The organism is Streptomyces sp. NPDC046915 (genome assembly GCF_040644935.1).
Taxonomy (GTDB): Bacteria; Actinomycetota; Actinomycetes; order Streptomycetales; family Streptomycetaceae; genus Streptomyces.
The window spans coordinates 398,987-425,045 of record NZ_JBEYXB010000001.1 but is presented as its reverse complement, the minus strand read 5'-3'; the positions used below and the strand labels follow the sequence as shown (position 1 = coordinate 425,045).

Here is a 26,059-nt window from a genome sequence, read left to right as displayed (position 1 = left end):
GGTGCGGGGCGTGCGCGAAGGCGCCGGGGTCAGCTGAGCTTCTTGGTGTAGATGACCCGGTCGACGAGCCGTTCGGCCTGGCCGGGGGGTGTGAAGTAGAGATCGAACGTGTGCCGGTCGTCCGGCGCGATGGTGATGACCGTGCGCATCGGGATGGTCCTGCCGAGATACTCCGGCCCCAGGATGCCGGGGTCGGTGAACTCGCCGGGGATCGAGATGACCGAGGTGCCTTCGGTCAGCGCGGGGCCGCGGTAGGTCATCGCGGTCGGTGTGACGCTGTCGAACGTCGTCCACTCGTAGCGGCGGTCGATGTTGGAAAAGCCGAGGATGCCCTCGCGGAAGTAGGCGGTGCCGCCCAGGGTGCCCGTTGTCCTCTCCTCCAGGAAACGGCCGCCGGTCCTGGTGATCCACCGGGTCCGGACGGTGATGTCCCGGGATACGACGGGCTTGTCCGCGCTGCCGAGGATCCAGTTGTACTTCACGGCCTTCCACTCGCCGACCAGCGGGTCGAGGCGCCGGTGGAAGGGGCCGGGGTCGAGCGGCCCGGACTGTGTGTCCTGGACCAGTTCGGTACCGGCATGGGCTTCGGCACCGGTGTCCGGGGTTCGGGGTGCCGCGCCTGCCAGTCCGGTCAGGCCCAGCACGGCCAGGGCCGTGGCCATCAGCACGGAGAAAGGCTTGCGTAAGGAGGCCATGGCTGTCTCCAAGGAGTCCAGAGGGTTCTGTGAGCCGGGCGCACAGTCTTCCAGCGTGGCCTTATGGATGGGCAGAGCCTGCCATGGTGCGGTGAATGCCTCTTATGTGCGTATCCATATATTTTGCAGCATTTAAGCTGATGAGTGCCTGATGTGTGCGTGCGATGAGAACGTTCATCAAAAGGATGAGATTTTGGTGACGAAAGAGCAGTCGACGTCCGAGCTGCCCCGCGTGCCCGGAGCAGTGCAGGCCGAGGGTCTGCCGTTCCAGCAGCCCGCCCTGGCCGCCGCTCGCGCCGTTGCTCAGGTGGTGTCCCTGCTGGCCGCCGCGCTCGGGGCGGTGGGCCTGGCCGGCTGGATCTTCGGCATCGACGCGCTGAAGAGCGTACTGCCCCGCGTGGACACGTCCATGAAGGCGAACTCGGCCGTGGCTCTCCTGGCGCTCGGCGTCTCCCTGTTCGCGGTGGCCCGCACACCCGCGACCCCGCGAACGATCGCCACGGCCCGTGCGACGGCGCTCCTGGCCGCGCTGATCGCCGGGCTCACCATCGCGGAGTACGTCACCAGGACGGGCCTGGGCATCGACCAGCTCCTCTTCGACGACGACACCGCGCGGGTGGCGACAGAGGTCCCCGGACGCATGGCACCGAACACGGCCGCGGCGCTGGCGCTGACGGCCCTGGCGTCATGGTGCGCGAGCAGCCCCCGTCTGTCCGCCTGGACGAGTCAGATCCCCGGCCTGGCCGTCTTCGCCGTGGGCATGGCGCGGCTCTACGGCTTCGCCTACGGCGTCCCCGAACTGGAACGGTTCGGCGGCTACACGGGTGTGGCCCTGCACACGGGGCTGGCCCTGGTCCTGCTGGGTGCGGCCGCCTTCCTGGCCCGGCCCGACGAAGGCGTCGCGGGCCTGCTGCTGAACGCGGGAACCACGGGCGCGCTGGGCCGCCGGCTGTTCGCCACCGCCCTGGTGGCGCCGCTGGTGCTGGGGTGGCTCGTCCTGGCGGGCGAGGACGCGGGGCTGTACGGGGCGCGGCTGGGCATCGCGCTGCTGGTGTGCGGCCACGTGGTCGTCTTCTCCGCGATCATCTTCGGCGCGCTGGCCGTGGGCTGCCGTGTCGAGGTGGCGCACGCCCGTGCCCAGTGGCAGGTGCGGCAGACCGAACTGCTTCAGGCGTTCATGGACCACACGCCCGCGGTGGTGTTCATCAAGGACCTGGACGGCCGCTACCTGGCGGTCAACGCGCAGTTCGAGGAGAGCACACACCTGCCCCGCGAGCGGGTGCTGGGCCGCACGGACAAGGACGTCATGCCGCCCGATCTCGCGCGTCACTTGCGAGCCACGGACCTCGCCATGCTGGCGAAGGGCGCTCCCGTGCAACGCGAGGAACTCCTCGCCCTGCCGGGAGGGCCGAGGGACTTCCTCACCACTCTCTTCCCCCTCAAGGATCCGTCCGGTACGCCCTACGCCGTATGCGGTGTCGTCACCGACATCACCGAACGGGTCGCGGCCCAGCGTGAGGTCCAGCGGGCCAACCGGCGCTTTCTCGCACTGCTGGAATCCGCGCCCGACGCCACCCTGATCACGGACGGCCACGGCGCCATCGTCATGGCCAACGCCCAAGTGGAACGCTTGTTCGGTCATGGGCCGGGCGACCTCACCGGCACCGAGGTCATCGATCTGGTGCCCCGTTGGAGCCGTCGGCGGCACAGCGCGCTCCTCGCCGCCTACCTGCGGCTGCGCTACCCGAGTCCGATGGTGCTGGACAAGGGCTTGTGCGGGCTGCACCGCGACGGCAGCGAGTTCCCCGTGGAGGTGAGCGTCAGCAGCCTCCAGGCCGAACAGGAGACGCTGGTCTTCCTGACCGTACGGGACATCACCGAACGCAGACAGACCGAGGCCGAACGCGCCGAGCGCTACGAGCAGCACCGACGCATCGCCCACACCCTCCAGCACAGCCTGATGGGCGAGCCGCCCCGCCTGCCGTACCTGCCCAGCGCACACCGGTACCTGGCGTCCGAGCAGGACCCCGGAGTCGGCGGAGACTGGTTCGACATCATTCCGCTGGACCAGCACCGCACCGGTGTCGTCATCGGCGACGTGATGGGCCGGGGCCTGGAGGCGGCGGCCGTCATGGGCCAGCTGCGCGCGGCCTCCCACGCACTGGCGCGCACCGGCATACCGCCCAGCCGGCTCATGGCCGGACTGGACGCGTTCGTCAGCGACCTGGCGGACCAGCTCGTCACCTGCGTCTACCTCGTCATCGACCAGGCCGCCGGCGAGGTCAGCCTGTGCTCGGCCGGACACCTGCCGGTCATCGCCCTGTCCCCGGACGGCCCCGCCCACCGACTGCGGGCACCGGTGAGCGTGCCGCTGGGCGTCAACGATTCGTCCGGAGGCGCGGTGCCGTTCCAGGAGACGACCCACCCGCTGCCGCCGGGCAGCACCCTCGCGCTCTACACCGACGGGCTGGTCGAGCGGCCCGGCACCGACATCGACGCCCAGATCGATGCCCTCACCCACACTCTCCAGGTCGCCCTGAAGGACGCGCCCGCGGACCCGGAGATCCTCGATCAGGCCGCGGCCCGGCTGATCGAAACCCTCATCCCGGACACCGCCGTCCACGACGACGACGTGACGCTCCTCCTGCTCGCTCTGCCCCAGCCGCAACAGAGCCCGACCGGCCACTTCTGACCGACCCCGAGAGGCGGTTGGTTCGCGGCCCAGTTCGTAGGCCGGGCCGACCACTTCGGTGAGGCGGTCGTCGACCGTGTGGCGGCTGGGTTCGGCGGTGAGGCCGGCGTCGAACCCGGCGGCACGGTCGGCGAGCACCGAGGGCGGCAGGAACGATGTCGAGCGGACGTACCCGGCGAGTTCACGGATCGTCCCGTGGTGCTCGACGGAGAGGCCCGTCCACGGGCCGGTCGACCAGCACAGCGCGAGCCGGCCGTGGGCGCGCCCGGCGACCAGGGAGCGGCGGAGCCGCTGGAACAGCGACCTGTTCCACCGGGTTGCCGTGCCGCCTCCAGGGTGCGTACGTTGTCGGCCCCTGCGCCGCCACGGGGGAGGCGGGGGAGAGGAGCGGTCGATGGCGGGGCGTCCCGAGAGTCCGCTGGATCCGAGCGCGGGCCCGGTGCAACGGCTGGCGTTCGAGTTACGCAAGCTGCGGGCCGAGGCCGGCAGCCCCACCTACCGGGCGATGGCGGAGCGCACCGGCCAGGGCGCGAGCACGCTGTCACAGGCCGCCGCCGGCGAGCGGCTGCCGACCCTGCCGGTCGTCCTGGCCTACGTCCGCGCCTGTGACGGGGACCCGGAGGAGTGGGAGGAAAGATGGCGCACGGCTCACGCCGAAACGGTGGCCGAGCCCCGCGCCGACGACCCGGAGGCGGAGCCGCCCTACCGGGGCCTGGCCCGCTTCGAACCCGCGGACGCCGCCTTGTTCTTCGGCCGGGACCGACTCACCGACCGCCTGGTCGAGCTGACGCGGACCAGCCGCTTCACCGCCGTCTTCGGACCGTCCGGCAGCGGCAAGTCCTCCTTGTTGCGCGCAGGCCTCATTCCCCGGCTCCGCACCGCGAACGGGGAGGTCCCGCGGCCGGCCGCGCTGCGCGTCCTGACGCCCGGCGGCCACCCGATGCGTGTCCACGCCGATCGCCTCGTGCCGAAGGACGCGGACGCGGCCGGTGACACGTGGCTGATCGTGGATCAGTTCGAAGAGCTCTACACGCTGTGCGACGACCCCGCCGAACGCGACCGGTTCATCGAACGGCTCCTGACCGCCACGGACCCCGCGAGCCGGCTGCGCGTGGTCATCGGTGTGCGGGCCGACTTCCTGGGACGGTGCGCCGTCCACCCCGGCCTGACGGCCGCGCTCCAGGACGCCACGCTGCTGGTCGCCCCGATGAGCCGGGACGAGTTACGGGAGGCGATCGTCAAACCGGCCCAGGCAGCGGGCTGCATCGTCGAACGTCCCCTGACCGCGCGGCTGCTCACCGAGGTGGAGGGCGAACCGGGCGCACTCCCGCTGATGTCCCACGCCCTGCTGGAGACCTGGCGCCGCCGCAGGAGCCGCGCCCTGAACGAGACGGCGTACGAGGCGGCCGGCGGCCTGCACGGAGCGATCGCCCGCACCGCGGAGGAGGCCTTCGGCCGGCTCACCGCCATCCAGTCCGCTCTGGCCCGAGGCATACTGCTGCGCCTGATCAGCCCAGGTGAAGGGACATCCGACACCCGCCGTCCCGCCGAGCGCGCCGAACTCGAGGGAGCGGCCCCCGAGGACGCCCGTGACGACGCCGCCGTGGTCCTGGAGTGCCTCGCGGCCGCCCGGTTGATCACCCTGGACGGCGACACGGTGGACCTGGCGCACGAGGCCGTGATCAGTGCCTGGCCCCGGCTGCGCGGCTGGATCGACGCCGAACGCGACCGCCTTCGCACCCACCGCCGGCTGACCGAGGCGGCCCGCGCCTGGCAGGACCTGGACCGCGATCTCGGGGCGCTGTACCGCGGCACGCGCCTGGCGGCGGCAGCCGAGGCCTTCGCCGCGCCCGGTCAGCGCACCGCTCTGACCGAGCTGGAGTGGTCCTTCCTGTCCGCCGGGATCTCGGCCGCGGAGCACGAGCGCCGGTCGGCGGCGCGTACGGCACGGCGTACCCGTGCTTTCGCCATGGTCCTCTCCGCGGTCGTCGCCCTGGCCCTGGTGGCCGGCCTGGTGGCCTGGCAGCAGAACCGTGCCGGCGACCGCAGAAAGGTGCAGGCCGAGGCGCGCCGCGTCGCCGCCGTGGCGGAGAGCCTGCGTGCGTCCGACCCGCTGACCGCCATGCGGCTCAGCCTCGCCGCCTGGAAGATCGCCGACCTGCCCGAGACGCGTTCGGCGCTGGTGGGGGCCATGGCGCAGAAGAACCACGACGTTTTCCGGATACCAGGGCCCGCCGACGCCTACTCCGATGCCACGTATCTCAGTGACGGCGGACGCATCGCCGTGTCCGTCGAAAGCGGGCGAGCCACACGTTGGGACGTGCGCGCACATCACCGGCTCTCCTCCTTCCGGATTCCCTCGGACGAGGAGCCAGCCACGCTGAAGAGCGCCCTTTCACCGGACGGACGGACCCTGGCGGTCGGCACCGGCCAGGACGTGAACCTGTACGACGTGAGCACGGGGCGGCGGATCGGGCAGCTTCCCGATGTCGACATGACATCCATTTCGTTCGGCCCGAGCGGGCGCACTCTGCTCTTTTCCGCCACGAACGTCGAAACAGGGGCTCTGACGCGGCTGTGGGACGTACGCCACCACAAGCTGCTGTTCCAGTCCGGTAAGGCCCCTCGCCGGGGAGAGCTGTGGGAGCTCGGCGGCGGGACCTTCCGCCTCGGCAGCGGCGACGACACCATCGCCAATGCCGTCATGCTCGATGGCGACGCGGACGTCAGCTCCGACGACCGCTTCCTCGCCGACTGCTCCCACGACAGGATCGAGGTCTGGAACATCGCGACACACCACCGGTCACCGGGTCCCTGGACGGCGCTGCACAGCGAGCAGTGCACATCCGTGGGCATCCGTTTCGTTCCGGTCGGCGACGAACTGGCGGTCACGACCAGCAGCGGCATGCGCATCTGGGACGTGCCATCGGGCAAGGAACGCAAGGGAATCAAGCACCACGGCCTCGAGACGACGGCGTACACACCGGACGGACGGTTCGTCATCGCCGGTAACGACAACGAGGTGCTCCTATGGAGGCTCGACGCACCGGAGACGCCCGTGTTCCGGGCTCCGGTGACGGCACAGAGTCCCTCGGACCTGCAACTCGACCAGCGCGACGGTCTGATCCGGTACGTGTCGAGCGGTGTGAGCACCACCGTGAGGTCGCTTTCCCTCGGCCATGCCCTGCAGCCGGGCTACCGGCAGGATGTGACGACCAGCGCCGCTTTCAGCGCGGACGGCCGGCTGCTGGCCGTGGCACGGCAGTCGGGCGGCCGACGCCGCCTGAAGCTTGTCGACGTGACGCACAACAGGGTGCTGACCGATCGTCTGCCCACGGCCCGCTGCCCCATGGAGGACGGCGTCGGTGAGGAGCCGAGCTGTACGGACAAGGCGGCGTTCTCACCCGACGGCCGGACCTTCGTCTACTTCTCCACCGACTGGAACGAAGACGACGACGAAGTCACCCTCACCGGCGTGGACACCAGTCATCCCACCGGACACACCACTTTCCACGTTCCCGCACCGGGCGATGACGAAGCGAGCGTCGACGCGCTGGCGCTGGACGACCACGGAGCCCTGCTGCTGTCGCTGGCCGGTGACCGGATCGAGCGCTGGGACGTACGCCGTCACGCCAGAACCGGCAGGTGGAAGAACACCTCCGGAGACTCCCTGACCCTGCCGGACGACGGCCGGTTCCTGGTCACCCCGGACGGGCAGGTCATCGATCTCGCAACGGGCCGGACGACGAGTCACATCCTCACTCAGGGGTCACCCACGGTGGTGGCCCTCAGCCACGACGGCGACCGCCTCGCGGCAGGTGACGAAGACGGATGGGTCACCCTCTGGGACGGCCGTGCCCGGCGGCGCCTGGGCGAGCTGCCCGTCACGTCGGACGCGGGGAGCGACGGCAGCGCGGCGGTCTCGGCGATCGCCTTCTCCCACGACGGCACCACTCTGGCCGTGGGCACGGACGACGGCAACGTGCACCTGTGGGACGTCACGACCAGGCTGGCGATCGGCTCGGCCCTCTCCACCTCAGGAGGGGGCGTCACGGCGCTGGCCTTCGGGGCGGACGACCGCACCTTGTACGTCTCCGGAGAACACGTACCGCTGGAAAGCTACGACATCGCTCCGGACCAGGTGGCGGGCGAGGTCTGCCGACGGGTCGGCACCGGCCTGCCACGATCCGAATGGCGGACGTATGTGCACGACATGCCGTACCGCGCATCCTGCTGAGGCCGCGCGGTACGGCCATGGTGATGCCTGACCTACCAGGTGACCGGCAGCTCGTACACGCCGTAGATGACCGAGTCGTACTTGAAGGGAATCCGGTCCACGTCGGTGGCCAGGCGCAGGGTGGGGAGGCGGCGGAAGAGGGTGGGGTAGACGACCTGGAGTTCCATGCGGGCCAGGGGCTGCCCGAGGCAGTGGTGGGTGCCCGCGCCGAACGCCTGGTGGTGGCGGGCCTGGCGGGTGAGGTCGAGGCGGTCGGGGTCGGGGAAGACGGACGGGTCGCGGTTGGCGAGTTCGCCGAGGAGGATGACGCCTTCTCCGGCGTGGATGGTCTTGCCGGCGATCCGGATGTCGTCCAGGGCGGTGCGCCGGCGGCCGAGATGGACGACGGAGAGGTAGCGGAGGAGTTCCTCCACGGCGGAGACGATCGCCGCGGGTTCGTGGGCGTCGCGGACCAGGGCGAGCTGGTCGGGGTGCTGGAGGAGCAGCAGGGTGCCCAGGCTGATCATGTTGGCGGTCGTCTCGTGTCCGCCGAGCAGCAGGAGCACGCCCATGGTGGCGGCCTCGCGGCGGGTCAGCTCGCCGGCGTGGACGCGGGCGGCGAGGGCGGACAGCAGGTCGTCACCGGGGCGGGTGAGCTTCGTCGCCACCAGGTCGTCCAGGTACTCGGCGAGGTCGGTGTGCGCGGCGTGCCGTTCCTCGGCGGTGGCGACGGCGGACACGAGGGTCCTGCTGTTGGTCTGGAAGAAGTCGTGGTCCTCGTAGGGGACGCCGAGCAGGTCGGAGATGACCAGGGAGGGCAGGGGCAGGGCGAGTGCCTGGACCAGGTCGGCGGGCTTGGGGCCGGCCAGCATGGTGTCCAGGAAGTCGTCGACCGTGCGCTGCACGGCCGGGCGCAGGGCCTCGACCCGTTTGATGGTGAAGGCACCGCTGACCATGCGGCGCAGCCGGGCGTGCTCGGGGTCGTCCATCCCGACGAAACTCAGATCGGTGGCGGCCTGCTTGCCGCCGCCGTGGTGGGGGACGGGGCTGGGGAAGCCGGGGTGGGCGAAGTCGGCGCTGAGGCGGGGATCGCCGAGGAGTGCCTTCTGCTCGGCGTGGCCGGTCACCGCCCACGGGGTGCTGCCGTCCCAGGACCGGACGCGGGTCAGCGGACCCCTGAGGGCGAGGCCGCGCAGTTCGGGGGAGGGGTCGAAGGGGCAGGCGGAGGACCGCGGAGGGGGGAACCGGGGGATGTCGGCCGACGCGGGGCCGGTGACGGGTGCGGTGGTCATCGTCGTCCTCGAATGGTCGGTGGCGAGCAGGGGGAAGCGAGGGGGCCGGTCAGGTTCGGGCGGGGGTGAGCGTGGGCGCGTGGGCGGGGTCGGCGAGGTGGGTCTGGCGGTGCAGGCGTGCCTGCTTGGGCATGTTCCAGCCGAGGACGGCCGTGACCCGGCCCGCACGCCGGTAGAGCGCGACGAAGCGGCGGTCGGTCAGGGAGCCCTCGACGACGCTCACTTCGGCGTCGGCGCCCGGATGCCCGTAGACGTGGATCCTGGCGTCGAACTGTTCGGTCCAGAAGTAGGGGACGGGAGTGTAGGGGCGCCGCTCGCCGAGGAGGTTCGCGGCGACGGCGGCGGCCTGTTCCACGGCGTTGGTGCGGTTCTCCAGCCGCCACGGCTCTCCGGCGCCCGCGTGGTGCCAGCGGGCCACGTCACCGACGGCGTAGACGCCGTCGGCGGCGCGGCAGTGAGCGTCGCACACGACACCGTCGTCCAGTCGCAGACCGCTTCCGTCGAGCCAGTCGGTGGCCGGAGCGGCGCCCACGGCGACCACCACGAGGTCGGCCGGCAGCGCCCCGCCGTCGTGCAGCCGCACCCCGGTGACCTTGCCGTCGTGCCGGGTCAGGCCGTCGACCGGGGTGCCGAGGCGCAGAACGACACCGTGCCGCAGATGCAGAGCCGCGAGTTCCCCGGCCACTGCCGAACCGAACCGGCTTTCAAGAGGCGCGCGTTGGGGGCCCGCCAGGGTCACGTCCACGCCCATCGCGCGTGCGGTGGCGGCGATCTCGGCGCCCAGCACGCCGTCGCCGACGACCACCGTGCGCGGCGCGGTCAGCAGGCCGGCCCGCAGGGCCAGTGCGTCGTCCAGGGTGCGCAGGACGTGGACTCCGGCCGACGCCTCCTGACCGGGCGGAGTCCGCGGCCGTGCCCCGGTGGCCAGGACCACGGCGTCCGCCCGCAGCACCCGCCCGGATGCCGTGTGCACGGTGCGGGACGCGACGTCGAGTGCCACGGCGGGGTCGCCGAGGACGAACTCGGCGCCGAGTGCCTGAAGCGCCTCCGGGGTGCGCAGCAGCGCCCGGTCGGGCGGCCAGGTGCCGGAGAGGACCCCCTTGGACAGCGGCGGCCGGTCGTAGAGCGGACGGGACTCCGCGTCCAGCAGGGTGAGGCGGCCCTCGTAGCCCCTGCGGCGCAGGGTTTCGGCGGTGGCGAGGCCGGCGACCGAGGCCCCGACGATCAGGACGTGGGCGGGTGTGGTCACCTGGTCCCGCTCAGCTCGATCGCGGCGGCGGGGCAGACGCTCGCGGCCTCGTGGACCGCCGCGTGGTGTTCCTCGGCGGGTTCCGAGTCGAGGAGGACGACGATGCCGTCCTCGTCGCGCTGGTCGAACACCTCGGGCGCGATGAGCACGCACTGGCCGGCGCCGCAGCACTTCACTTCGTCGACGGTGATCTTCATAGAGGGCTGTCCTTGTGTGAGGGGCGGGGTGTGACGGGGGCGAGGAGCAGGCCGGTGACGGCGTCGGTCAGCGCCACGGCCGTGTCCTCCCAGGAGGCCAGTCGGGTGTGGGTGCCCTCGGCGAGGGCGCGTTCCCGCTCGGCGCAGGTATGGATGATCAACTGGCGTGCCATGTCGCCGCGTTCGGCGCGTACCTCCGCCGGTACGGAGGCGAGGCGGTGGCCCAGGCCCTGGAGGATGCGGCACAGGGGCTCGCGGACGAGGGCCTCGTCGGTGATGATCGCCCGCAGCACGGGATCGGTCATCACCTGCGCGGCGAAACGGGCGTGCCAGGACGGGACGCCGAGCGAGGCGAGGTGCTCGGGGACGGGCCGTACGAGGCAGGCCACCCAGTCCCGGACGTCGTCGCTGCCGCCGATCTCGTCCAGCATGCGCAGCCGGATGCGGTCGACCGCCTCGGAGTGCCTGCGCATGACGGCCCGGACGAGTCCCGTCTTGGAGCCGAAGTGGTAGGCCACCGCCGACACATTGCCCTGACCGGCCGCCTCGCCGATCTGCCGGTTGGACACGGCGAGCAGGCCCCGCTCGGCGAAGAGCCGCTCCGCCGCGGCCATGAGGGCCTCGCGGGTCTGCCCGGATCGTTCGGCCGGTACGACTGCGGCGCTCACGGTCACCACCGCACGGGAAGCTCACGCAAGGGGCGCGTCAGAAGGCCCTCCACCTGCTCCAGGTCCCGCGCGTCGACCGCCAGTTCCAGACCGGGCAGGCGGCGCAGCAGGACACTGAGCACCGTCTGCATCTCGGTCCGGGCGAGCGGCTGGCCGAGGCAGGAGTGCGGTCCGGCGCCGAAGGTGAGATGCGGGTTGGGGGTGCGGGCCACGTCCATCTCGGCGGCGCGGTCGAAGGCGTCCGTGTCGCGGTTGGCCGCGGCCATGCTGCACACCACGGTGGTGCCGCGGCGTACGACCGTGCCGCCGACCTCGATGTCCTCGTGCACATAGCGGATCATGCCGAACGCGCTGCCGTTGGGGTCAAAGCGCAGCGCCTCCTCCACGGCCGGGCGGACCAGGGAGGGGTCGGCCAGCAGCCGCTCCCAGCGACCGGCCCGGTCCGACAGCAGGTGGGCCAGCATCTTGGCGATGAAGCCCGCGGTCGTCTCGTGCCCGGCGATCAGCAGTGCCTGCCCGGTGGCGGTGAGCGCGGCGTCCGACATGGGCCTGCCCTCGGCGTCGGTGGCACTGATCAGCAGGGTGAGCAGGTCCTGTTCCTCCTCGGCCACGGCCCGCTCGGCCACCGTCCTGCGCTTGTCGGCGATGAGACCTGACATGTACGACTCGAACGCGCGGTAGGCCGCCGCCACTTCGTCCGAGGTGTACTTGGTGGTGCTGAGGAAGGTGTCGGACCAGAGCTTGAACTCGTCGCGGTCGCTCTCGGGGACGCCGAGCATGGAACAGATCACGTACACCGGCAGCGGAAAGGCCAGATGCTCGACGAGATCGGCTGGCTTGCCCTGGTCCACCATGGCGTCGACGAGCCGGTCGGCCGTCGCTTCCATCGCCGGACGCAGGGCCTGCATGCGCTTGGCGGTGAACCACCGGCCGAGCATGCGCCGCCATCGGTCGTGGCCCTCGGCGTTGAGCGTCTGGGCCATGGGGCTGGTGAAGATGCTCGACTCGCCGTCGGCGACGCGCGCCGCGTCGGGGTTGGCGGCCCCTTCCCGGCTCAGCCGCGAGTCGCTCAGAGCCAGCCGCACGTCGTCGTACCGGGTGAGCAGCGCGGCCTCGTCCCCGCTCGGCAGCGCGACCCGGGCCACCGGGCAGCGCCGGTGCAACTCGGCCCATTCCACGGGGGGTTCCAGCGCCGCCGGGCCCGTGAGGGGGTAGGGCAGCAGGGCTTGTTCCCGTTCTTGTGCAGGGGACACACGGCCTCCGGTGGGGTGGGGCGGCTGATCAAGCGGACGCTTCCCCTCCAGTAGAATTAAAGCGACTGCATTAATCAAGCGACTGACTTAAAAGTGGCCGAGATGCGACCACCGGGCTCCTGCCGTGGCGGGCACGGACCTTACGAGGTGGTGACCTCCGGGCCGGTGGTCACCTCCCTGGCCTTCCGGCGTGGCACTCTCTGTCTGTCCTCGCCGAACGGGTGGGGCTCCGCGGCCATTGGAGAAGCGGCTGCCGCGGAACGGCGCCCCGGAGAACTCCGGGGCGCTCCGCTCGTGGCCCTACCGCCCCTACGGTTGGACCGCTCTCCGAAACCGGGTGGCCGCGACGCCGCCGATGGGCTTCGATCTGCTGGAGACCTCGGCAACTCGTGGAGCGGATCGACATGCCCGATGGATGGCGGTGGGACAGCACGCTGTTCCGGGGAAGCGCGGCCTACTACGAGCGCGGCCGGCTGCCGTACGCCCCGGGCTTCGACGCGACGCTGGCCACGGCTCTCGGTCTGGACGGGCGGGGCCGGCTGCTCGACGTCGGCTGCGGGCCGGGCGTCGTGACGCTCGCTCTGGCGCGCTTCTTCGCCGAGGCGGTCGGCATGGACCCGGATGAGGACATGCTCGCCGAGGCCCAGCGGCGGGCCGGGCGTCGCGGGGTGACCAACGCGCGGTGGGTGACAGCCCGTGCCGAGGACCTCCCGGCCGGCCTGGGTGAGTTCCGCGTGGTGGTGTTCGCCCAGTCCTTCCACTGGACCGAGCGCGATCGGGTCGCCGCGGCCGTGCTGCGGATGCTGGAGCCGCAAGGCGCCTTCGTCCACATCAGCGACCTCAAGAACCGGCCCGCCGAACCGACACCCCTGCCGCTGCCGGATCCGCCGTACGCGCGGATCGGCGACCTGGTGCGGCGGTACCTGGGCCCGGTGCGCCGCGCCGGGCAGGGGACGCTGGCCGACGGCACGCTGGGCCGGGAGGACCTCGTCCTGGCACGCGCCGGTTTCGGGGACTTCGAACGGCATGTCGTACCGGGCGGTGAGGTGGTGCACCGCGGCGCCGACGACATCGTGGCGTATGTGTTCTCCCGATCCGATTCCGCCCCTCACCTGTTCGGCGACCGGCTGGGGGAATTCGAACGCGATCTGCGCGCGGTGCTGCGCCAGGCGTCACCCGACGGCCGCTTCGCGGAACATCTCCCGCCGACCGAGATCATGACCTGGCGCAAGCCGCGCGGTGCACGGTGACAGCGATGCCGGGACGACCTCCTTCCCCGGCTTCGCTCCTCATGTCACAAACGGCCGGTGCTGTCTCGTCTCGGGTCTCGGAGACAGGCTCTGCGTCGGGAAGGTGACGATCATGCGGGTTTTCGTGGCGGGCGGGACCGGGGTTCTGGGGCGGCGGCTGGTACCGCAGCTCGTGGCACGGGGCCACCAGGTGACGGCCACGACGACGAGCGCGGCCAAGCTGGGCGCGCTGACGCGGCTGGGCGCGAACGGTGTCGTGATGGACGGACTGGACGCGGTGTCGGTCGGTGAGGCCGTGGCGGCCGCCCGGCCGGACGCGATCGCGCACCAGATGACCGCGATCTCCCCGGCACACGCCGGCAAGCCCGATCTGAAGCACCCGGACCGGTGGTTCGCCACCACCAACCGGCTGCGCACCGAGGGGACGGACCACCTGCTGGCCGCCGCCGCCGAGGCGACCGGCGTCTCCCACGTCGTCGCACAGGGCTACGCCAGCTGGAACGGAATCCGCGAGGGCGGCTGGGTGAAGACCGAGGAGGACCCGCTGGACACGCTCGAGGGCACGGCGGCGCACAAGGGGCTGAAAGCGTTGGGCCATGTCGAGGACGTGGTCCTCAAGGCCGGAGGCGCGGTCCTGCGCTACGGCGCGTTCTACGGGCCGGGCGCCATCGACGACCAGGTCCAGCTGCTGCGCAAGCGGCAGTACCCGCTCGTCGGACGTGCCACCGGCTACAGCTCGTGGGTGCACCTCGACGACGCGGCGAGCGCCACCGTCCTGGCCCTGGAACAGAAGGCGACGGGCGTGTTCAACGTCGTCGACGACGAACCCGCCCCGGCGAGCGAGTGGCTGCCCTACCTGGCCGCGTGCGCGGGAGCGAAGCGGCCGATGCGGGTCCCGGTGTGGCTGGCCCGGCTGCTGGCCGGTGAGCAGGCGGTGGTGATGATGACCGAGGGGCGCGGCTTCTCCAACGCCAAGGCCAGGCGGGAGCTCGGCTGGGAGCCGCGCTACCCCTCGTGGCGGCAGGGCTTCAAGGAGGAGCTGGCGTGACGCGGGCCGAAGAGTTCGAGGAACTGCGGTCGCTGCTGTTCGCGATCTCCTACCGCATCCTGGGCAGTGTGAGCGAGGCCGAGGACGCGGTCCAGGAGACCTGGCTGCGCTACGAGGCCTCTCCGACCCGCCCGGCCTCGACCAGGGCCTTCCTCTCGGCGGTGGTGACCCGGCTCTCGATCGACGTGCTGCGGTCGGCCCGGGTGCGGCGGGAGGCGTACGTCGGGCCGTGGTTCCCCGAGCCGCTGCTGACCGACCCGTACCAGGATCCGGAGCGCTCGGCGGAGCTGGCCGACTCGGTGTCGATGGCGGCGCTGCTGCTGCTGGAGCGGCTGAGCCCGCTCGAGCGCGCGGTGTTCGTGCTGCGCGAGGTGTTCGGCTTCGGCTTCCCGGAGATCGCGTCGGCCGTGGGGCGCTCGGAGGCGGCGTGCCGCCAGCTCGCGGTCCGGTCGCGCCGCCACATGGACGCCGGCCGGCCCCGGTTCGAGGCCGACCGACGCGAGCGCGAGGCACTCGCCGAGCGGTTCCTCGAGGCCTTCCGGGAGGGAGACGTCGACGGGCTGCGGGAACTGCTCGCCGCCGATGTGCACCTGGTCGGCGACGGTGGCGGCAAGGCCCCGCAGTTCGCCGACCGCATCATCGGTATCGAGAACGTGGCCCGGGTGCTGGCCTCTCTCGTCCCGCCGTTCGCCCAGATCCGCGGGGTCGTGCAGCCCCACGAGGTGAACGGCCAGCCCGGCGCGGTCTTCCGCGACCGGGACGGCAAGGTCATCAACATCTGGACGCTCGAGATCCTCGACGGACGGATCCAGACGATCCGCACGGTGCTCAACCCCGACAAGCTCGGCCACATAGGCCCGGTGGCGGACGCCTGGGCGCTCATCCGCGAGACGGGTCTGGCGCGCCGGCCCACGTGACCGACGCGGTCAGCTCCTGGTCGGACGAGAGGGGTCCCGCCGGTCGTGCCGCGACCGGCGGGCCTCCGCCAGCAGGGGCAGCAGGGAGAGGACGACGATCACGGCGACGAGCAGCAGCAGATAGTCGTCGATGTGGGCGACCGACGAACCCAGGAGATATCCGGCCAGCACGAGGCTCTGGGACCAGAGCAGGCCGCCCACGATCTGCCAGACGGTGAACGTCCGCGCGGGCACACCGAGCGCGCCCGCCGCCGGGTGCAGCACGGTCCGCACCATCGGGATGAAGCGGCCGATCACGAGCGCCTTGCCGTATCCGTAGCGGGCCAGGAGACGCTCCGCCCGTGCCGCTCCCTCCCGCACCCGCCGCCTCGAGGTACGGGCCAGCAGGGGGCGCCCGCCGTGCCGCCCGAGCAGATAGCCCACCTGCCCGCCCGCCACGGCGCCGACGGCCGCGCACACCAGCACCTGCCACAGCTCCAGCCGCGGATCCTGCTCACCGCTCGCCGCGCACAGCACGCCGGCCGGGAACAGCAGCGTGTCGCCGGGCAGGAAGAACCCGACGACCAGCAGCCCCGACTCGGCGAAGATCACCACCAGGACCCCCAGCGCGCCGAAGGCAGCGAGCAGCGACGCGCTGTCCGTCGGGTTGACGGCGATCACATCCCTCGCCTCCGGTCCGTTCGTCGGTCGCTGCCTATCAAGTTTCCCGTGATCACGGCTGGGATGCAGGTGGGTAGGTCGCGTGTACGAAGGTGAGTACGGGTACTCAGGCCACCGTCGCCGGCCCACGGGATCGTGGGAACCCGGAAACGATCCCAGGAGGCTCGACATGGACGCGGACCAGCGCTCCTTCACCGCGACGGTACGGCACTGCCTGTTCAATCCGGCGGCCGTGGGCTATCTGACGGTGGTGGCCGCCGTCCTGGTCTGGGTCGGAGCGGACCTGCTGTTCGTCGAGCACCAGGACGCCAGTTTCGCCGGCGTATGGGCCTTCGTGGTCACGGCCCCCACGTCCTGGCTCTTCCTGGTCCTGCCCGGCCCGCTCATGTGGATCGGGATCGTCGTCGGCGCCCTTGTCCAGGCAGCGGTGCTCGGCGCCGCGTACCGCCGGCTCTCCGCCCGCCTCCACCACCACACCGGCGTGAGCGGCGCGTGACCGTGCGACAGCGGAAGCGAATTGTCGCGTCCGACGCGGTCGACGTCGTGTTCACCGGCGCCGATCACGGTGTGGGGCGCGGTGTCGAGCAGGACTACGAGGCAGGCCGACCGGCTGCAACACCCAGCCGCTCGAACAGACCTGGAAGAGGCGGCTTCGCCAACAACGTCATCCAGCGTGTCCAGGTGCCCTGCCAGGCCCGTCCGACCGGAGCTCCCACCTGATCTCACCGTCATACCGGTGACCGGTGGGAGCCAGGCCCGCGGCGGCGGCGACGGCGGCGGATGCCCGATGGTCCGGATGGATGTGGGCACGGATCACCCGTACGTCCTGTTCCCGCAGCCAGGAGATCAGTCCTCGTGCCGCCTCGGTGGCGATGCCGCGTCCTTGCCACGGGGTGCCGACCACCCAGGCGACTCCGGCCGCGCGGCCGTGCTCGGTGGTGGTGACCGTCGCCTGCACCGTCCCGGTCAGGCGGTTCTCCTCGCGGAGCCGGATCACCCAGTTCCACCATGTCTCCAGGGGATCGGGTGAGCCCGCCACCAGGCGTTCGTACCGTGCCCGCAGAGCTTGCGGAGAGTGCGGGGTACCGCCGATGAAGTCATGCAGTGCCGGGTCGGACAGCACCTCGGCCATCTCGTCCGCGTGCCCGACGGCGAGCGGCACGAGGCTCAGCCCGGGGGTCTCGATGGCTTCGATCTTCAGGCTCACGCCGTCTCCTGTCGGACTGCTTCCGCTGCGGAGCGCCTAGTAAGCCACGGTGAAGTGTCTGTCTTCACCTGGATTCTCGAGTTCGTCGAGGACGGCCACGGCAAGGTCCTCGGCCGAGATGCGGGACCCGCCGTCGGCGCCGGTGATGAGTGTGGTGGTGCCACGTCGATACCTTCCGGTGCGGCGTCCGGGTTCGAGTACGGCGGGCGGGCTGAGATAGACCCAGTCGGCCGAGTGCGCTCGGCAGGCGTCCAGTTGTGCGGCGCTGGCGGCGGCGATGGCGCGGTACTCGTGCGGCACGTACTCGGGACTGTCGACGACCAGCCGCTCGGGGTGTCCAGGGACCCGCAGCGGGGCGGCGCCGCCGACAACGAGTATGCGCGCCCCGGCTGTTGCGGCCGCGTCGAGCAGCGCAGTCGTCGTCGGGACGGCGGTGCGTTCCTGCCCGGGGGCGGGACGGGTCGCAGCCACGATCGCGTCGGTGCCCTTGAACACTCCGCTCATGTGGCCGGGGTCGTTCGCGTCGCCCTCTACGGCGGTGACTCGAGGTGGCAAGACGGCCGGCCGCGTGCTCCTGAACACCGTGACGAGGCCATGGCCCCGGTTCGTGGCTTCGTCGACGACGCGTGAGCCGACCATGCCCGCGGCTCCGACAATGGCGATCTTCATCGAACAGTCCTTTCCGCCGCGTCCGGTGCGTCCGGTACGGGAGTCGAAGGGGGTGAGGGTGAGCGCGTGGTGGCGGGAAGCTGTCCCGCCACGATCGCGGCGAGGGCGAGGCCGAACCCCACGAGCTGGACCGGGCCGAGGGTCTGGTGCAGCAGGACGGCGCCGAGAAGGGCGGCGACCAGCGGTGAGAGCAGGCTGAGCACCGCGACCGAGGTGACCGGCAGGGTGGCGATGCCCTGGAACCACAGGACGAACGTGATCAGGCCGCCGACCAGCCCCAGCCAGACGTAGCCGAGAGCGGCGGTCGGGTCGATCGCGGGCGGCGATCCCTCGACGAGGAAGGTGAGAGGCGCCAGGAACACGCCCCCGGCGGTGAGTTGCCAGCCGGTGAAGGCGAGGGGGCCGACCTCGGCGGGGCGTCCCCAGCGTTTCGTGAGCGTCACACCGAGGGCCATGGTGACGGCGCCGGCGAGCCCCGCGAGGATCCCGACGGTGTCGAGAGCCGCGTTCGGCCCGATCACCACCAGGCCGACCCCGGCGACGCCGGTCACCCCCCAGAAGAGGCGCCGGACGGAGAGACGCTCGTGGAGCACGGTCACGGCAAGGACGGCGACGACGAGCGGCTGGGCCGCCGACAAGGTGGCGGCAACGCCTCCCGGGAGGCGTTCGGCCGCGGTGAACAGCAACGGGAGGAACAGTCCGATGTTCAGCACGCCCAGCACCGCGGCCTTCCCCCACCACGCTCCACGCGGCAGCGTCCGGGTGATCGCCAGCGCGATCAGGCCCGCGGGCAACGCACGCAGCAGTCCCGCGAACAGGGGATGTGCCGGCGGAAGGAGCTCGGTGGTCACGATGTAGGTCGTGCCCCACACCGCAGGAGCGAGCGCGGTCAGGGCGGTGCGTGTTCGGCTCTTCATGTATCGCAGTGTCATCCGCGGGCGATTGGTGAGTCCAATACATGTTTGTCACGCCATCGATCTCGATCCAAGATGGATCCATGGAGCTTCAACAGATGCGCTACGTCGTCGCCGTCGCCGAGACGAACAGCTTCACCCGGGCCGCCGAGCGGTGCCTGGTCGTCCAGTCCGCACTCAGTCACCAAATCGCCCGTCTGGAACGGGAACTCGGCGCGAGACTCTTCGAACGCACCAGCCGCCGGGTGCGGTTGACACCGGCCGGAGAGGCGTTCCTCCCGGCCGCCCGCCAGTGTCTGGACGCCGCCGAGCGCGCGGTCGCCGAAGTCGCCGCGGCCGTCGGGGAGGTGCGCGGACGGCTCGCCGTGGGGCTGATCCCCACTCTCACCGCGGTCGACATCCCGGGCGCGCTGCGCGACTTCCGCCGGGAGTACCCGCACGTACGTATCAGCCTGCGCGTGGGCGCGAGCGATGACCTCGCCGAACAGGTCAGGGAAGGAGCACTCGACGTGGCTTTCCTCGGGCTGCCGACGACGGCCCGGCCCGAAGGTGTCGCCGTCCGCGAGCTCGCTCGTGACCGACTGGTCGTCGTGGTGGCGCCGGACCATCCACTCGCCGATGAACCGGCCGTCGACCTTCGCAGGCTCTCTTCCGAGGTGTTCGTGGACCTGCCGGCCGGGACGGCCGGACGTGCCCAGTCCGACCAGGCCTTCGAGGCCGCCGGTCTCGTCCGTGACGTCGCCTTCGAAGTGACCTCCGCCGACTACATCGCGCGACTCGTCGGACCGGGTCTCGCCGTGGCCATGCTGCCCTCCGCCTACGCGCCCCAGCTCGCGGACGTGGTCACCGTCGACGTCGCCGACGCGCCGGCCCGCGTCCAGTACGCCATCTGGAGTCGCTTCGCCCGCACGCCGGCGGCGACCGCGTTTCTCGGCATCCTCGACATCCCGGTGGAGGACCGCCCCGCCTCGTGATCACACGTGCCGGCGGCGGCCCTTCCCCTTCGTGAGGGTCGGCCGAGCCGTGGCCCGCGGTCAGCCGTGGTACGTGATGTATCCGTTGCCGTCCGGGTCGGAGCCGGCCCTGGTGTACGAGTGGGTGTCGGCGTGCGCTCCGGAAGGCTTGAAGAGATAGATGGTGTCCTTGTCGTTGTTCCATATGAAGTTGCAGTTCTGGCGGTAGACCACGTTGTGGGCGTCGGAGTCGGTGCCGTGGCCGCCGCGCAGCTTCACGTAGTCGCCGGGCTGGAGGTAGTGGTCGGCGGGGAACGTGAAGTGGTTGCCGGTTGCGTCCTTGACGACGTAGCCCTTGAGGTTGACCGTCGTGCTGCGCGAGTAGTTCTTGATCGTCAGGTACTCGTCCTTGGTGTTGCCGCCGGAGCACCGGTTGGAGTCCGGGCCGGGAGCGTCGTACTGCACGCCCTTGATCTTCAGGGCGGAGGTGTACTCGGTGGCCTGCGCGGGCGCGGCGGTGAGCACGGCGGTTATGGCGACGGTGGCGGCGGTGGCCACGGCGTAACGGGTACGCATGAGGAAGTCCCCCCTCGGTGGTGCGGATGAAGCGCCTGGAGCCTACACAAAAGGCGACCGCGAGGTGATGACTTGGTGCATGAATGGTGAAGGTCGGGCAATCGGAGTCACTCTGGCTCCACATGGGTTGCGATCGGGTAGCGATGGACGGGGGGCAGGCCGGTCAGCAGGCCGGGCCAGACGGTGTCGATGACGTGCGCGCTCGGGGTGAACATCGGCTGGGCGAGGGCGGGCAGGTCGGCGGGCTCGTGCCATTCCCAGCGGTGGATCAAGTGAGGCTCGGTGACCGCTGGTTCACCGGTGTGGGCGAGGACGCGGATGGCGGCCGTCATTCGGGGCATGCCGTGGGTGGAGTCCATCAGGAGGGCCAGCAGCCGCGCGTCCGCGGGGCTCGCCTTCAGGCCGGTTTCCTCCTCCAGCTCCCGTACGGCCGCCTCGCGGAAGTCCTCGTCGGCGCTGTTCTTGCCGCCGGGCAACTCCCAGACCCCGCGCGTCGACCAGCCCAGCAGGACCCGCCCCACGGCATCGGTGACGACGACACCGGCGCCGGTGAGAGCGTGCGGGGAGGGCTGCCGCTTGCCGGCGTACGCGGCCCGGACCGGGGCGGGTTCACGCAGGACGAGGAAGGCGAGGCCCTCCGCGTCATGGCGTTCGGCGACGGCCCAGCCTGCGCTCAGCAGGCCCAACTCGGCCTCGTCGAGGGCGATGGCCCGCTTGTCGTGCGGCACCTTCTCGGCGACGGGCGTGATGACGCAGAGGGTGCCGCCGGGGCGCAGTCGCTCGCGAAGGCGGTTCATCAGGCGGGTGCGGTCGCGGACGAAGGCCCAGCTGAGCCGGAAGACGATCAGGTCGTACGCGGGATGGGGCAGGTCGTCGAGGGAATCGTGCTCGATGTCGAAGCACTGGTAGCCGATGGTCCAGCCGTCCTCGGTGCCGGACCGGGCGAGGTCGACGGCAGCGGGAGCGCAGTCGACGGCATCGACGGTGTAACCGGCGGCGGCTAGATGGCGGGCGAGTTCGCCGAGTCCGCAGCCGGCATCCAGGGCGAGACCGCCTTCGGGCGCCGGAGCGTGCGTGGCGAGCAGCTCTCGCTCGGCGTCGCTGAGGTGCCGGAAGGTCCGGCCGGCGGCGTAGTGCGCGTCCCACTCGTCGGGCGTGGTGTGTCCCATCGGTATGTCTCCTGCCTGGTCTGGGCGCGGTCAGGCCTCGCGGCCGATGGCTACCCGCGTCGGCGGCACCAGACTCCGGCCGACGTCGAACCCGGCAGGGTCGGTCGTGGGGTCATTCAGGGGGACTCGGGTGGGACAGGGGCGTCGTGACCGGCGCGGGCCTTCGCGGGGCTCTGCTCCAGCTGCGTCCCGGTGATGCCGGCTCTCGTCTTCCGTCCCGGATGGCCGAGCGCCCGCTGGTCCAGCCTTTCGAACCCGACCCGGACGTGGGACAGATACTGATCGGCGTACGCCTGGACGACGGAAGACACGCCGGAGCCACGGAGGTGGACACCGCCACCGCGCAGATCGGCGGATGGCTGGCACCTGATGCGCGTGGCCAGGGACTGGGTACGGAGCTGTTCGGGGCCGCCGCGCTACTCGGCCACGCCCACCTGGGGCTTCGGACGGTGCGGGCGGGATGCGAGCCGACGAACACCGCGAGCGCGCGGGCGCCGGCCAAAGCCGGTTTCGTCGCGGACGACGGGCCACCACGCCACACCCTGCGCGACGGCCGCGAGATCGATGCCCGCCGGCTGCCGCACACGGCCCGGGGGCCGACCTCCCACTGCCGCGGCACCGGACCGGCAACACCGCGTGAGGCCGCGGACCCTGCGGCCCGCTGAAGGTGACGCGTCACCCGCCCGGCTGGTCACCGAGCCCCGCGAGGCATGGACGCCGCCCACGTCTCGTACCTGGGCAGCCACTCGGCGAGCGGGACCGCCTGCTCGCCGGGATCGTCGTCGCCCCACACGATCCAGCATCCCGCCCGGTCGCGGGCGGCACGCACCTCGGCCAGGAGCGGCGCCAACTGCTCGGCGTCCGCCATGCCCCAGTTCCCGCCCTCGTGGAGGAGCCGCCACACATCGAATTCGCAGCCCCTCATCCAGCCGGCGCGGTACGCCAGCTCGGAAACCTCGGACATCACCTCGGCGAGGGCCCGCTGTCCGGGGGTGAGTTCGGCCATGCGGACAGTATGGGGCCGCGGCTCTACGCGCATGTCCAGGCGTTCATGCCCTGAAGGGCGGCGAGGCGCCGGGCCACGGCGATCTGCTGCTTCTTCGTCGCCAGGTCCGCGCGGCGGGCGTACTTGAGTCCGCCGGCGGCGACCCAGCTCGACTGCTTGAACTGGAGGCCTCCGTAGTGGCCGTTGCCGGTGTTCGCGTGCCAATTCCCGCTCGATTCGCATCTCGCGATGGCATCCCAGTCGGCGCCCAGGGCCGTGGCCTGCGCGGACGGCGTCACAGTCGTCAGCAAGGCCGCGACCAGCGGGAACAGCCTGAGTACCAGGCGACACCCCTTGTTCGGCCCGCTGTTCTGGAGCCGATTACTCTCATAGTTTGAAATCATGTCAAATGACAGTAATGGCTGAATGTCGATTATGCCCGAATTGACGTCCTTTCGGGCGACGCCCAGCCCGTCGGGAGGCTGCCCCCTGTCCGTGGTACGGCATGTGCTAGTTTCGTCAACTGCCCGGCCAGGGTGGGGGGTTGAACGCCGCACCCGAGCTCAGCTCCCTCCAGGAAAGTCCAGGAACCTTGATGAGACGCATCATCCCTGCGCGGGGCCGCGGCACCGCGCTCGTCGCGGCCGGGCTGCTGGCCGCGGCCGGCGTGTCCGCGCCCTCCGTGGCGGCCGCCGTGCCCGACGGCGCGTCCGCGGTCACCTCCGCGGCAGCCCAGCGGCAGCACCAGTTCGCCGCCGCGGCCGCCGAGTACCGGGTGCCGGTGGCGGTCCTGCTGGCCGTGGCGTACCAGCAGTCGGCCTGGGAGGCGCATCAAGGCAGGTACAGCGCCGACGGCGGTTACGGGCCCATGCACTTGACGGACGTCACCCCGGCGATGCTGGCCGGCGGCGACACCGGCGCGGCCGGCCGGGCGGATCTGGCGAAGACGGCGGCGGCCCCGGCGCTGCACACCCTCGGGAAGGCGGCCCGCCTGACCGGTCTGCCGGCCCGCGCGCTGCGTACGGACCCGGCGGCCAACATACGCGGCGGCGCCGCGCTGCTGGCGTCGTATCAGAAGGAATCGGCCGGTGAGCTCTCCCCGGACCCGGGCGCCTGGTACGAGGCGGTGGCCCGGTTCAGCGGCTCCACCGAGCGCCGGGCGGCAGCCGCGTACGCGGACCGGGTCTACACGACCCTGCGCAAGGGAGTCTCGCGCACCACCGACGACGGCCAGCGGGTCACCCTGCGCGCGGTGCCGGATCCGCGTCCGGCCGGCTCGCGGTCGGCCGTGCGGAAGTCGGTCACCGTCCAGGACACCACGGCGGAGTGTCCCGTCACCGTGTCGTGCACCTTCGTCGCGGCGTCCCCCTCGAACGGGCAGGTCTCCGACCGCCCCGCCAACGGCATCCGTATCGACTCCATCGTCATCCACGACACCGAGTCGTCCTACGAGTCCGCGATCAACATCTTCCAGACCCCCGGCGGCGGTGCGGCGCACTATGTGATGCGGTCCTCCGACGGCGCGGTGACACAGATGGTGCCGACCAAGGACCTCGCGTTCCACGCGGGCAACTACTCGACGAACATGCACTCGATCGGCATCGAGCACGAGGGCTACGCCGCCCACGGCGGTACCTGGTACACCGAGGCCCAGTACGAGGCCACGGCGGAACTGGTGAAGTACCTGGCCGCCCGGTTCGGCATCCCGCTGGACCGGCAGCACATCCTGGGGCACGACAACGTGGCCGGGCCCAGCACGAAGCTGGTCTCCGGGATGCACTGGGACCCGGGACCGGCATGGGACTGGGAGCACTTCATGCGCCTGCTCGGTGCTCCGGTCACCGGGCGCCACGGCGTCGGCCCGGTCGGCTCGGTGGTCACGATCACCCCCGGATTCGACCGCAACCAGCAGACCGTCCAGGTCTGCCCGTCCGACGACCCGACCGGCGCCACCACGGAGTGCACCGAGCGGCCCGGTCCGGCGAACTTCGTGTACCTGCGCACCGCGCCCCAGGCGGACGCCCCGCTCTTCGGCGACCAGGCGCTGCACCCGGGCGCCGCGGGCACCGACCGGATCAACGACTGGGGCAGCACCGCACAGGCCGGCCAGCAGTACGTCGTCGCCGGGCAGGAGGGCGACTGGACGGCCATCTGGTTCAGCGGGTCCAAGGTGTGGTTCCACAACCCGGACGGCTGCAACACCACCCGCGCCGAGGGCGTGACGGTCGTCCGTGCCTCCGGTGACGCGCCGGTGCCGGTCTACGGCTCCAGCTACCCGGATGCCTCCGAGTACCCGTCAGGCCTGGGGGCCTCGACCCAGGCGCCGCTGGCCCAGTACACCGTCCCGGCCGGCCAGGCCTACGTCGCCACCCAGCCCCCGGCCGTCACCGACGACTACTTCCCGTCCAGCGGCAGGGTCGTCCTCGGCGGCAAGAAGATGTACACCGTCCAGTACAACCACCGGGTGGCCCTCGTCTACGCCGGTGACGTCACGGAGACCACGGCGGCGGACCCCGAACGAGCCGGCTGAGCCGAGCGCAGCCGCTCGGCGAGGAAGCGGGCGGCCCGGTCCAGCGCGGCGTCCGCGTCGTCGAGCCGGCCGTAGTGGTGCTGGAAGACGTGCGGGACCTTGGGCCAGACCTCGAGGGTGACGTCGACGTCGTCGGCGCCCGCACGTCCGGCCAGCCGGACGGCGTCGTCGAGCAGCACCTCGTGCGAGCCCACCTGTACGAGCAGCGGGGGCAGTCCCGTGAGGTCGGCGAAGACCGGGCTGGCCAGGGGCTGCGCCCGGTCGCGGTCGCCGAGGTAGAGGTCGGCGTAGGCCCGCACCTCGGCGGCGGTGAAGATGGGGTCGATCTCCTCCTTGGAGCGGACGCTCTCGCCGCTGAGGGTGAGGTCCGCCCAGGGCGACAGGACGGCGACGGCGGCCGGTTGCGGCAGTCCGGCCTCCCGGGCCGCGAGGAGGGTGGCGATCGCCAGGCCGCCGCCGGCGGAGTCGCCGGCCAGGGCCAGCTCCCGGGGGTCGGTGCCGCCGTCCAGCAGCGCGCGGTAGGCCGCGAGCCCGTCCTCCACCGCCGCCGGGAAGGGGTGTTCGGGCGCCAGCCGGTAGTCCAGGGACGTCGCGCTCACTCCGGCCCGGCGGGCCAGTTCCCCGACGAGCCCGGCATGTGTGTCCGGCGAGCCGACGACGTATCCGCCGCCGTGCAGGTAGAGCAGCCGGCCGCGAGGAGTGGTCTCGGCGGGCTCCAGTTCGAGGGCCGGGCGCCCGCCCAGCACCGTCCGGCGGGTGATGACGTCGTCGGGCGCCGGCCGGGTCAGGGCCTCGGCGAAGCCGCTGCGCTGTGCCTCGGGGCCGGGCCGCGGATCGCGCGGGGCTGAGCGGAGCAGGGCGTCCAGTGCGTCACGCTGCTGTCGGGTCATCCTGACCTCCGTGAGTCGTGGTGGGAGGA

General features: G+C 71.6%; 24 protein-coding genes. 9 read left to right on the top strand and 15 right to left on the bottom strand.

The features are described from left to right. Positions 1-29: 29 nt before the first annotated feature. The gene (locus tag ABZ915_RS01865; protein ID WP_361794133.1) at positions 30-695 is read right to left on the bottom strand and encodes a DUF1579 family protein; all 666 of its coding nucleotides are present in this window, start codon (positions 693-695) and stop codon (positions 30-32) included. Between the two features lie 196 nt (positions 696-891). Here ABZ915_RS01865 and ABZ915_RS01860 point away from each other — a divergent pair, with 196 nt between their 5' ends. Both ABZ915_RS01860 and ABZ915_RS01855 read left to right on the top strand, forming a co-directional pair. After that, on the top strand, positions 892-3,387 hold the full coding sequence (locus ABZ915_RS01860; RefSeq protein WP_361794130.1) for a SpoIIE family protein phosphatase: 2,496 nt from the start codon (positions 892-894) through the stop codon (positions 3,385-3,387). Positions 3,388-3,781: 394 nt separating this feature from the next. Further along, the gene (locus ABZ915_RS01855; protein WP_361794127.1) at positions 3,782-7,624 is read left to right on the top strand and encodes a hypothetical protein; all 3,843 of its coding nucleotides are present in this window, start codon (positions 3,782-3,784) and stop codon (positions 7,622-7,624) included. A 32-nt stretch (positions 7,625-7,656) separates the two neighbouring features. Here the strand turns inward: ABZ915_RS01855 and ABZ915_RS01850 are convergent, their stop codons facing one another. Genes ABZ915_RS01850 through ABZ915_RS01830 form a run of 5 tightly spaced genes read right to left on the bottom strand, consistent with a single transcriptional unit; the run spans position 7,657 to position 12,262 of the window. Then, positions 7,657-8,895: a cytochrome P450 gene (locus ABZ915_RS01850; protein WP_361794124.1), complete on the bottom strand. Its 1,239-nt coding sequence runs from the start codon at positions 8,893-8,895 to the stop codon at positions 7,657-7,659. 49 nt (positions 8,896-8,944) lie between these two features. Then, entirely contained in the window at positions 8,945-10,144 is a 1,200-nt protein-coding gene (locus tag ABZ915_RS01845) for an FAD/NAD(P)-binding oxidoreductase (RefSeq protein WP_361794121.1), read from the bottom strand. Further along, on the bottom strand, positions 10,141-10,341 hold the full coding sequence (locus tag ABZ915_RS01840; protein ID WP_361794118.1) for a ferredoxin: 201 nt from the start codon (positions 10,339-10,341) through the stop codon (positions 10,141-10,143). The genes ABZ915_RS01845 and ABZ915_RS01840 overlap by 4 nt, the downstream gene beginning before the upstream one ends. Beyond that, complete coding sequence (locus tag ABZ915_RS01835) at positions 10,338-10,955, bottom strand: TetR family transcriptional regulator (RefSeq protein WP_361795762.1); 618 nt, start codon at positions 10,953-10,955, stop codon at positions 10,338-10,340. The genes ABZ915_RS01840 and ABZ915_RS01835 overlap by 4 nt, the downstream gene beginning before the upstream one ends. Before the next feature lie 56 nt (positions 10,956-11,011). Further along, positions 11,012-12,262, bottom strand: coding sequence for a cytochrome P450 (locus ABZ915_RS01830; RefSeq protein ID WP_361794115.1), 1,251 nt, complete (start codon positions 12,260-12,262; stop codon positions 11,012-11,014). Positions 12,263-12,666: 404 nt separating this feature from the next. Here ABZ915_RS01830 and ABZ915_RS01825 point away from each other — a divergent pair, with 404 nt between their 5' ends. The 3 genes from ABZ915_RS01825 to ABZ915_RS01815 all read left to right on the top strand — a co-directional run bounded on the left by ABZ915_RS01825 (position 12,667) and on the right by ABZ915_RS01815 (position 15,477). Next, a complete protein-coding gene (locus ABZ915_RS01825; protein ID WP_361794112.1) occupies positions 12,667-13,512 on the top strand; it encodes a class I SAM-dependent methyltransferase in 846 nt (281 codons plus the stop codon). A 112-nt stretch (positions 13,513-13,624) separates the two neighbouring features. Further along, positions 13,625-14,560, top strand: a complete 936-nt coding sequence (locus ABZ915_RS01820) for an NAD(P)-dependent oxidoreductase (protein WP_361794109.1) — start codon at positions 13,625-13,627, stop codon at positions 14,558-14,560. Next, positions 14,557-15,477 carry an RNA polymerase sigma-70 factor gene (locus tag ABZ915_RS01815; RefSeq protein ID WP_361794106.1) on the top strand — a complete coding sequence of 307 codons (921 nt, stop codon included), beginning with the start codon at positions 14,557-14,559 and terminating at the stop codon, positions 15,475-15,477. The genes ABZ915_RS01820 and ABZ915_RS01815 overlap by 4 nt, the downstream gene beginning before the upstream one ends. Before the next feature lie 9 nt (positions 15,478-15,486). On the opposite strand, the gene ABZ915_RS01810 is transcribed toward ABZ915_RS01815, so the two are convergent. Further along, a complete protein-coding gene (locus ABZ915_RS01810) occupies positions 15,487-16,137 on the bottom strand; it encodes a DedA family protein (RefSeq protein ID WP_361794103.1) in 651 nt (216 codons plus the stop codon). Between the two features lie 169 nt (positions 16,138-16,306). Between ABZ915_RS01810 and ABZ915_RS01805 the strand changes: the two genes are divergently transcribed. Beyond that, on the top strand, positions 16,307-16,633 hold the full coding sequence (locus tag ABZ915_RS01805) for a hypothetical protein (RefSeq protein ID WP_361794100.1): 327 nt from the start codon (positions 16,307-16,309) through the stop codon (positions 16,631-16,633). A gap of 168 nt (positions 16,634-16,801) precedes the next feature. Here the strand turns inward: ABZ915_RS01805 and ABZ915_RS01800 are convergent, their stop codons facing one another. From ABZ915_RS01800 to ABZ915_RS01790, 3 genes are read right to left on the bottom strand one after another with little or no spacing between them, the layout of a single operon-like run. Continuing rightward, complete coding sequence (locus ABZ915_RS01800) at positions 16,802-17,344, bottom strand: GNAT family N-acetyltransferase (protein ID WP_361794097.1); 543 nt, start codon at positions 17,342-17,344, stop codon at positions 16,802-16,804. A gap of 36 nt (positions 17,345-17,380) precedes the next feature. After that, positions 17,381-18,013 (bottom strand): NAD(P)H-binding protein, encoded by a 633-nt coding sequence (locus tag ABZ915_RS01795; protein WP_361794094.1) that lies wholly within the window; start codon positions 18,011-18,013, stop codon positions 17,381-17,383. Beyond that, positions 18,010-18,930 carry an EamA family transporter gene (locus ABZ915_RS01790; RefSeq protein ID WP_361794091.1) on the bottom strand — a complete coding sequence of 307 codons (921 nt, stop codon included), beginning with the start codon at positions 18,928-18,930 and terminating at the stop codon, positions 18,010-18,012. The genes ABZ915_RS01795 and ABZ915_RS01790 overlap by 4 nt, the downstream gene beginning before the upstream one ends. An 80-nt stretch (positions 18,931-19,010) precedes the next feature. Between ABZ915_RS01790 and ABZ915_RS01785 the strand changes: the two genes are divergently transcribed. Beyond that, complete coding sequence (locus ABZ915_RS01785; RefSeq protein ID WP_361794088.1) at positions 19,011-19,901, top strand: LysR family transcriptional regulator; 891 nt, start codon at positions 19,011-19,013, stop codon at positions 19,899-19,901. Positions 19,902-19,961: 60 nt separating this feature from the next. On the opposite strand, the gene ABZ915_RS01780 is transcribed toward ABZ915_RS01785, so the two are convergent. Together ABZ915_RS01780 and ABZ915_RS01775 are read right to left on the bottom strand one after the other, a co-directional pair. After that, a complete protein-coding gene (locus tag ABZ915_RS01780) occupies positions 19,962-20,456 on the bottom strand; it encodes a lamin tail domain-containing protein (protein WP_361794085.1) in 495 nt (164 codons plus the stop codon). Between the two features lie 107 nt (positions 20,457-20,563). Beyond that, positions 20,564-21,625, bottom strand: coding sequence for an NUDIX domain-containing protein (locus ABZ915_RS01775; RefSeq protein WP_361794082.1), 1,062 nt, complete (start codon positions 21,623-21,625; stop codon positions 20,564-20,566). Between the two features lie 221 nt (positions 21,626-21,846). Between ABZ915_RS01775 and ABZ915_RS01770 the strand changes: the two genes are divergently transcribed. Then, positions 21,847-22,290 carry a GNAT family protein gene (locus ABZ915_RS01770; protein WP_361794079.1) on the top strand — a complete coding sequence of 148 codons (444 nt, stop codon included), beginning with the start codon at positions 21,847-21,849 and terminating at the stop codon, positions 22,288-22,290. A gap of 26 nt (positions 22,291-22,316) precedes the next feature. Here the strand turns inward: ABZ915_RS01770 and ABZ915_RS01765 are convergent, their stop codons facing one another. Both ABZ915_RS01765 and ABZ915_RS01760 read right to left on the bottom strand, forming a co-directional pair. After that, the gene (locus ABZ915_RS01765) at positions 22,317-22,631 is read right to left on the bottom strand and encodes a hypothetical protein (protein WP_361794076.1); all 315 of its coding nucleotides are present in this window, start codon (positions 22,629-22,631) and stop codon (positions 22,317-22,319) included. Positions 22,632-22,654: 23 nt separating this feature from the next. Then, entirely contained in the window at positions 22,655-23,014 is a 360-nt protein-coding gene (locus ABZ915_RS01760; RefSeq protein WP_361794073.1) for a transglycosylase family protein, read from the bottom strand. Positions 23,015-23,205: 191 nt separating this feature from the next. On the opposite strand from ABZ915_RS01760, the gene ABZ915_RS01755 reads away from it, so the two are divergent. After that, complete coding sequence (locus ABZ915_RS01755) at positions 23,206-25,140, top strand: N-acetylmuramoyl-L-alanine amidase (protein ID WP_361794070.1); 1,935 nt, start codon at positions 23,206-23,208, stop codon at positions 25,138-25,140. Here ABZ915_RS01755 and ABZ915_RS01750 read toward each other — a convergent pair. After that, a complete protein-coding gene (locus ABZ915_RS01750) occupies positions 25,086-26,030 on the bottom strand; it encodes an alpha/beta hydrolase (protein WP_361794067.1) in 945 nt (314 codons plus the stop codon). The two genes, ABZ915_RS01755 and ABZ915_RS01750, sit on opposite strands and share 55 nt — an antisense overlap. Between the last annotated feature and the right edge of the window lie 29 nt (positions 26,031-26,059).

Bases quoted from the DNA above. Each gene is read 5' to 3' on its own strand.
- ABZ915_RS01820 (WP_361794109.1), top strand. From the start codon at position 13,625: ATGCGGGTTTTCGTGGCGGGCGGGACCGGGGTTCTGGGGCGGCGGCTG.
- ABZ915_RS01785 (WP_361794088.1), top strand. From the start codon at position 19,011: ATGGAGCTTCAACAGATGCGCTACGTCGTCGCCGTCGCCGAGACGAAC.
- ABZ915_RS01855 (WP_361794127.1), top strand. From the start codon at position 3,782: ATGGCGGGGCGTCCCGAGAGTCCGCTGGATCCGAGCGCGGGCCCGGTG.
- ABZ915_RS01755 (WP_361794070.1), top strand. From the start codon at position 23,206: ATGAGACGCATCATCCCTGCGCGGGGCCGCGGCACCGCGCTCGTCGCG.
- ABZ915_RS01760 (WP_361794073.1), bottom strand. From the start codon at position 23,014: ATGATTTCAAACTATGAGAGTAATCGGCTCCAGAACAGCGGGCCGAAC.
- ABZ915_RS01765 (WP_361794076.1), bottom strand. From the start codon at position 22,631: ATGGCCGAACTCACCCCCGGACAGCGGGCCCTCGCCGAGGTGATGTCC.
- ABZ915_RS01770 (WP_361794079.1), top strand. From the start codon at position 21,847: ATGGCCGAGCGCCCGCTGGTCCAGCCTTTCGAACCCGACCCGGACGTG.
- ABZ915_RS01780 (WP_361794085.1), bottom strand. From the start codon at position 20,456: ATGCGTACCCGTTACGCCGTGGCCACCGCCGCCACCGTCGCCATAACC.
- ABZ915_RS01775 (WP_361794082.1), bottom strand. From the start codon at position 21,625: ATGGGACACACCACGCCCGACGAGTGGGACGCGCACTACGCCGCCGGC.
- ABZ915_RS01825 (WP_361794112.1), top strand. From the start codon at position 12,667: ATGCCCGATGGATGGCGGTGGGACAGCACGCTGTTCCGGGGAAGCGCG.
- ABZ915_RS01850 (WP_361794124.1), bottom strand. From the start codon at position 8,895: ATGACCACCGCACCCGTCACCGGCCCCGCGTCGGCCGACATCCCCCGG.
- ABZ915_RS01805 (WP_361794100.1), top strand. From the start codon at position 16,307: ATGGACGCGGACCAGCGCTCCTTCACCGCGACGGTACGGCACTGCCTG.
- ABZ915_RS01865 (WP_361794133.1), bottom strand. From the start codon at position 695: ATGGCCTCCTTACGCAAGCCTTTCTCCGTGCTGATGGCCACGGCCCTG.
- ABZ915_RS01835 (WP_361795762.1), bottom strand. From the start codon at position 10,955: ATGGCCGCGGCGGAGCGGCTCTTCGCCGAGCGGGGCCTGCTCGCCGTG.
- ABZ915_RS01750 (WP_361794067.1), bottom strand. From the start codon at position 26,030: ATGACCCGACAGCAGCGTGACGCACTGGACGCCCTGCTCCGCTCAGCC.
- ABZ915_RS01795 (WP_361794094.1), bottom strand. From the start codon at position 18,013: ATGAAGATCGCCATTGTCGGAGCCGCGGGCATGGTCGGCTCACGCGTC.
- ABZ915_RS01790 (WP_361794091.1), bottom strand. From the start codon at position 18,930: ATGAAGAGCCGAACACGCACCGCCCTGACCGCGCTCGCTCCTGCGGTG.
- ABZ915_RS01840 (WP_361794118.1), bottom strand. From the start codon at position 10,341: ATGAAGATCACCGTCGACGAAGTGAAGTGCTGCGGCGCCGGCCAGTGC.